Source organism: Anaerotruncus sp., from assembly GCF_057433415.1.
In genome coordinates, this window is the sequence record NZ_DBMDHH010000093.1 from 1 (window position 1) to 4,921 (window position 4,921).

At 61.7% G+C, this 4,921-nt stretch carries 4 protein-coding genes; 3 read left to right on the forward strand and 1 reads right to left on the reverse strand.

From position 1 onward, the window contains the following. Positions 1 to 315 (reverse strand): CHC2 zinc finger domain-containing protein (locus ACZO3G_RS14360; protein ID WP_486847357.1); only part of this gene is annotated, 315 nt, incomplete at its 3' end. A 301-nt stretch (positions 316 to 616) separates the two neighbouring features. On the opposite strand from ACZO3G_RS14360, the gene ACZO3G_RS14365 reads away from it, so the two are divergent. The 3 genes from ACZO3G_RS14365 (at position 617) to ACZO3G_RS14375 (ending at position 4,587) form a co-directional block, all read left to right on the forward strand. After that, on the forward strand, positions 617 to 1,429 hold the full coding sequence (locus ACZO3G_RS14365; protein WP_158595715.1) for a ParA family protein: 813 nt from the start codon (positions 617 to 619) through the stop codon (positions 1,427 to 1,429). 130 nt (positions 1,430 to 1,559) lie between these two features. Beyond that, complete coding sequence (locus tag ACZO3G_RS14370) at positions 1,560 to 2,012, forward strand: hypothetical protein (protein ID WP_276874419.1); 453 nt, start codon at positions 1,560 to 1,562, stop codon at positions 2,010 to 2,012. 1,240 nt (positions 2,013 to 3,252) lie between these two features. After that, a complete protein-coding gene (locus tag ACZO3G_RS14375; RefSeq protein WP_276874417.1) occupies positions 3,253 to 4,587 on the forward strand; it encodes a DNA recombination protein RmuC in 1,335 nt (444 codons plus the stop codon). The last annotated feature ends 334 nt before the right edge of the window (positions 4,588 to 4,921 follow it).

The window sequence follows — 4,921 nt, forward strand, 5'->3', positions numbered from 1 at the left end:
CGCCGGGTCCCGGCCGAAGTCCTCCGGGAAGGGCACGCCGAAGAGCTCGCACGCCTTCTTCACCTGGCGCGGGAAGCTGTCGCAGTCGGGATAGTCCATGCGGATCACGTCAAAGAGGTCGTAGGTCGCCCCGCAGCCGAAGCAGTGGAGCTTTTTCGTCTTGGGATAGTAGGACATGCTGGGCGTGGAGTCGCTGTGCTGCGGGTTGATGCAGCGGATGAGCTTTTTGCCGCGCCCCACCACCATCCGCTTCTGGGCCATGTATTCGGGCAGGTATCCGCGCAGTTCGTCGAGCAGCCGGTCGTTCTGATTCATCAAGATTCCCCCATTTTCCCTTCCAGTTTACCACAGGCGCCGCGCGCCCGCAAGGCTTGTATATTCGTTAATCTATTAGAAACTATATTAATAAAATATATCATCTATTATATAATGCATTCGTTTATGCAATTTATAATCCATAATCAAATCGATTCTATCTGATGTTAACGATGATATTTTTAAATGTAATTTTTCATATATGCTTGCATCTCTTCACGAATCTGTGCTATAATGTATGCATCAATTGAATCGCAAATCTGTTCGCGCATCGAATCGCGAATCTACGGGAGGCTTCCTCATGGGAAAGATCATCACCTTCGGGACCCTCAAGGGCGGCGTCGGCAAAACGATGCTCTGCTTCAACATCGGCGGCATCCTCTCCCAGCTCGGCTACCGCGTGCTGGTCATCGATTCCGACCTGCAGGGCAACCTCACCAACAATATGGGCATCGACCGCACCCAGCCCGACCTGCTCACCACCTACGACGTCTACAACCTCGAGGAGGCGCAGCCCGAGCCGGACCAGCTCGTCATCAAAAGCCCCATCGACCGCCTGCCGCTGCTCGACATGATCGCCGGGTCGATCTTTCTGCACAAGTCGGAGCTCAAGATCGCGTCGGTCGCCGGGCGGGAGCAGATCCTCTCGAACTATTTGAGCGACCACAAAGCATTTTTCGACCAATACGACTACATCCTCATCGACACCAACCCCAGCATGTCGATCGTCAATCAGAACGCCTTCCTGGCGTCCGACGCCATCCTGCTCGTGAGCGACGTTTCGATGAACGCGATCGAGGGCGCGCAGCTCTTCATCGCGCTGTGGGAGGAGGCCCGTAAACGCCTGCGCCGGGAGGACAACATCAAGGGCTTCATCGTCAACGACTTCGACAGCCGCAACAAGCTCTCCGCCGACTACCTCGAATATCTGCGCACCTCGCCCGACACCGAGGACCTGCGCCCCATCCTCTTCGAGACGGTCATCCCGCGCAACGTCCGCATCACCGAGAGCGAGCTGGCCGCCGTGCCAATCTCGATCTACGACCTGCGCTCCAAGGGCTGCGACGCGATCGCGTCCCTTGTCGACGAAATGCTCGCGCGCGGCGTGTTATAATCGTCCTTGCACGCGAGGTTCTATTCGCGCATATATAAGCGAATAGAACTTCTAATAGAAAATCGATGCGACGGGGAATCCCGGGAAAACGCGCCCGGAGGGAATAATCCCCGGCAGGGAGGTCATACTCATGGCAAACAAGTTTACCAAGAGCGTTTTGGAACGTCAGGCGAAGGAGATGCGGCAGCACCCGGCCCGCGCGGCAAAGCCCGCCGGGGAAGGGGAGACCCCCGCGCAGGAAGCGCCGGCGGCGGTACCCGCCGCGCAGGAGGCCCCGCAGGAGGCGCCCGCGGCAATCCCTGCGGAGCAGCCGGAGGCGGCAGCGGCCCCCGCGACCAAAGCGGCGGAACCGCCCGCCGAGCAGCCCGCGCCCCGCGCGCGCGCCGCCAGGCAGCCCAGGCCCGCCGCGCCGCCCGTCGACCTGACCGAATTCATCGTGCGGGACGAGGGGCGCATGGCGAAGAACAAAACCTTCTACCTCGACGCCGCCGTCATCGACGCGCTGCACCGCGCGGCGGTCGCCCAGAAGGTGACCGACAGCAAGTTGGTCAACGACATCCTGCGGAAGATTCTGGGGCTCTAATCTGTAAAGCCGAACGGCTGTACAGCATTTTCAGGGCCCCGCACGGTCCCCGCTCACCGAAACTGGGTACCGTCGCTTCTTTCATCCCGCGTTTATCCTCGTTTTCCTTTTCATTTCTCGTGATTTCTCCCGTTTTCCATGCGGTCCGTTTTTCCCGCCGAACGGGGGCCTGTCCATAAAATTACATCCGGTAATTTTGCGGGAAATGATACTATCCGAAAGTGGGTACCGTCTGCTTTTCCATTTGAAACAGCGCGCCGATCTCTCCGGATTTCTTCCGTTTTCTCCGGTTTTTATGGCGTTCCGTTTTCGGGAAATGAGCGCCCGGAGGATGTAAAGGAATTCCCTTGCGTATAATCTCCAAGCCCCGCGGCGGAAGGTACACAGTTTTGGGGGACTCCCCGAAAACGGGTACCGTTTTTCGGACTTTGGCATGTGTGGGCCGCCCACAAGGGTGCCCGGCTCACCGAAACTGAGTACCTTCCGGGATATGAACCCGAGTTTATCCCGCGTTTTCTCCCCGATCCTCCGGATTCCTCCCGATTTCACCGCCGCCCGCAAACGGTACGCAGTTTTCCCCAAAACCCCGCAATCCGCGCAAAATCCCGGGTTTGCGGCAATCCGCGGGTCCGGATGGACCGTCCCTGTTGGGAAAGGGGAGGAGAGGCTCACCGAAACTGGGTACCATTCCTCCCGGAATTCGAATGATCTCCCGGATGCCCCGGTTTCTGCGCCCGGACGGACGATTTCGTCCATTTCCCTGATCTTGCAGCCGGCGCCCCATCCGCACCTCTATTATATCACGCGCACACGCGGGGCGGACTCACCGGAACTGCCCACGCTGCCATCCGGATCGGGGCACCTCGCTAGCCGAAACTGTCCACGGTACTACCCGAAACCGGCGACCCCGCTTTGGAGGGCACGTCCCCGCGAACGCCCGTCCAGAGAGGAAAAATCCGGGGTCCTTTTCGCCCGGAATCTGGCTGTAGGTACTGTAGGTACTGTAAGTACTGTATTGGAAAACGGGAGGGGCTGCCGCCTGAAAGGCGGCCCCTCCCGTTTCTCTGCCGGGGAAAGAGAAGGGACCGGTGCAAAATGTTTCGGAAGCGAACGGGAAGCCCTTTTCGGGGGAAGAAAAACATGCTATAATATCCTCTGATTGGAACAGCGTTTTCTGCGGCCCGCCGGCGGCGGGCGCATTTTTTGACCGGACCGGGAACGTCCGGTAAAGGGGGATATCATGGACCAGGTTTTATTGTGGGCCGCCGCGCTCTTTGCGGCGGGCGCGTGCGCCGCGGCAATCGTCGCCGCGGTCATGGCGGCGAAATCCCGCCGGAGGGAAGAGGGGCTCGGCCCCATGCGGGAGGAGCTCGACCGGCTGCGCGGCGTGCTTATCGAGGAGTCGCGCCAGTCGCGGCAGGAGAGCGCGCAGAACATCACCCGTTCGGTGAACGCGCTCGGGCAGGCGCTGGCGAGCAACCAGCAGCAGATGTCCCGCGAACTGGGGATGCGGCAGGACAGCCTGCAAAAGACGGTCGCGGAGCTCATGCGCAGCGTGGACGCGCGGTTCCAGAGCTTCACCACCCAGAGCGGCGAACAGCTCTCGGGCATCCGCACGACGGTGGAAAACAGGCTCTCCTCCCTCCAGGAGGACAACGCCAAAAAGCTCGAGGAGATGCGCAAGACGGTCGATGAAAAGCTTGAGCAGACGCTCGAAAGCCGCATCGGCCAGTCCTTCAAGCTGGTGAGCGAGCGGCTCGAGCAGGTCTATAAGGGCCTTGGTGAGATGCAGACCCTTGCCTCGGGCGTGGGCGATCTCAAGAAGGTGCTCTCCAACGTCAAGACGCGCGGCGTGCTCGGGGAGGTCCAGCTCGGCGCGATCCTTGAGCAGATTCTATCGTCCGACCAGTACAAGACCAATTTTTCCACCCGCCGCGACAGCCGCAATCCCGTCGAATACGCGGTCGTGCTGCCGGGGGACGGGGAGGAGCCCGTCTACCTGCCGATCGACGCCAAGTTCCCGGCGGACGCCTATGTCCGTCTGACCGACGCCTACGAGCAGGGCGACCCCGCCGAGATCACCGCCGCGTCGGCGGCGCTTGCCGCGCGGGTCAAATCCTTCGCGCGGGATATCCGCGACAAATATCTCGACCCGCCCCGTACCACCGATTTCGCCGTCATGTTCCTGCCCTTCGAGGGGCTTTACGCGCAGGTGCTCCAGCTCGGCCTGCTCGAGCCGCTCCAGCGCGACTATAAGGTGAGCGTCGCCGGCCCGACCACAATGGCCGCCCTGCTTAACAGCCTTCAGATGGGCTTCCGGACCCTCGCGATCCAAAAGCGGTCGGGGGAGGTCTGGCAGGTGCTCGGCGCGGTCAAGACCGAGTTCGAACGGTTCGGCGACGTGCTCGGCGCCGCCCAGCAGCGGCTCGAACAGGCCAACAGCGAACTGGACAAGCTCGTCGGCGTGCGCACCCGCGCCATCCAGCGCCGTCTCGCGCAGGTCAGCGCGCTGCCCGATTCCGCCGCGGCCGCCCTGCTGGAGGAGGGGGAAGCCCCCTCCGGGGAGCCGTTATAGATTTGCCGCTCATTGAGCGGCGGAGGTTGTCGGCGGCCGGCCGACGGCAGGCTTAGATTATCCGCTCATCGAGCGGCAGAGCTGCCGGGTCCCGCCCCGGCGTGGGCTTAGGCTTGCCGCTCAACGATCGGCGGAGCATGTCGGTAGTCGACCGACGGCGAGTGACTTTCTTTACGCCAAAGAAAGTCACCAAAGAAGGGCGCGAGGGGCTTAGGCGGCCTGCCCGGGCTGCGCCCGGAGCGCGCTACGCGCGACGGCCGCTCGCGGGCGCTCCGCCCCGCGGCCCCGGCTTGAGTCCGCTTCGCGGACCCGGCCCTGCGGGCCGGATTCTCTA

What these genes read in the sequence shown, in the direction of transcription:
- ACZO3G_RS14365 (WP_158595715.1), top strand. Translation starts at nt 617, where the DNA reads ATGGGAAAGATCATCACCTTCGGGACCCTCAAGGGCGGCGTCGGCAAA.
- ACZO3G_RS14370 (WP_276874419.1), top strand. Translation starts at nt 1,560, where the DNA reads ATGGCAAACAAGTTTACCAAGAGCGTTTTGGAACGTCAGGCGAAGGAG.
- ACZO3G_RS14375 (WP_276874417.1), top strand. Translation starts at nt 3,253, where the DNA reads ATGGACCAGGTTTTATTGTGGGCCGCCGCGCTCTTTGCGGCGGGCGCG.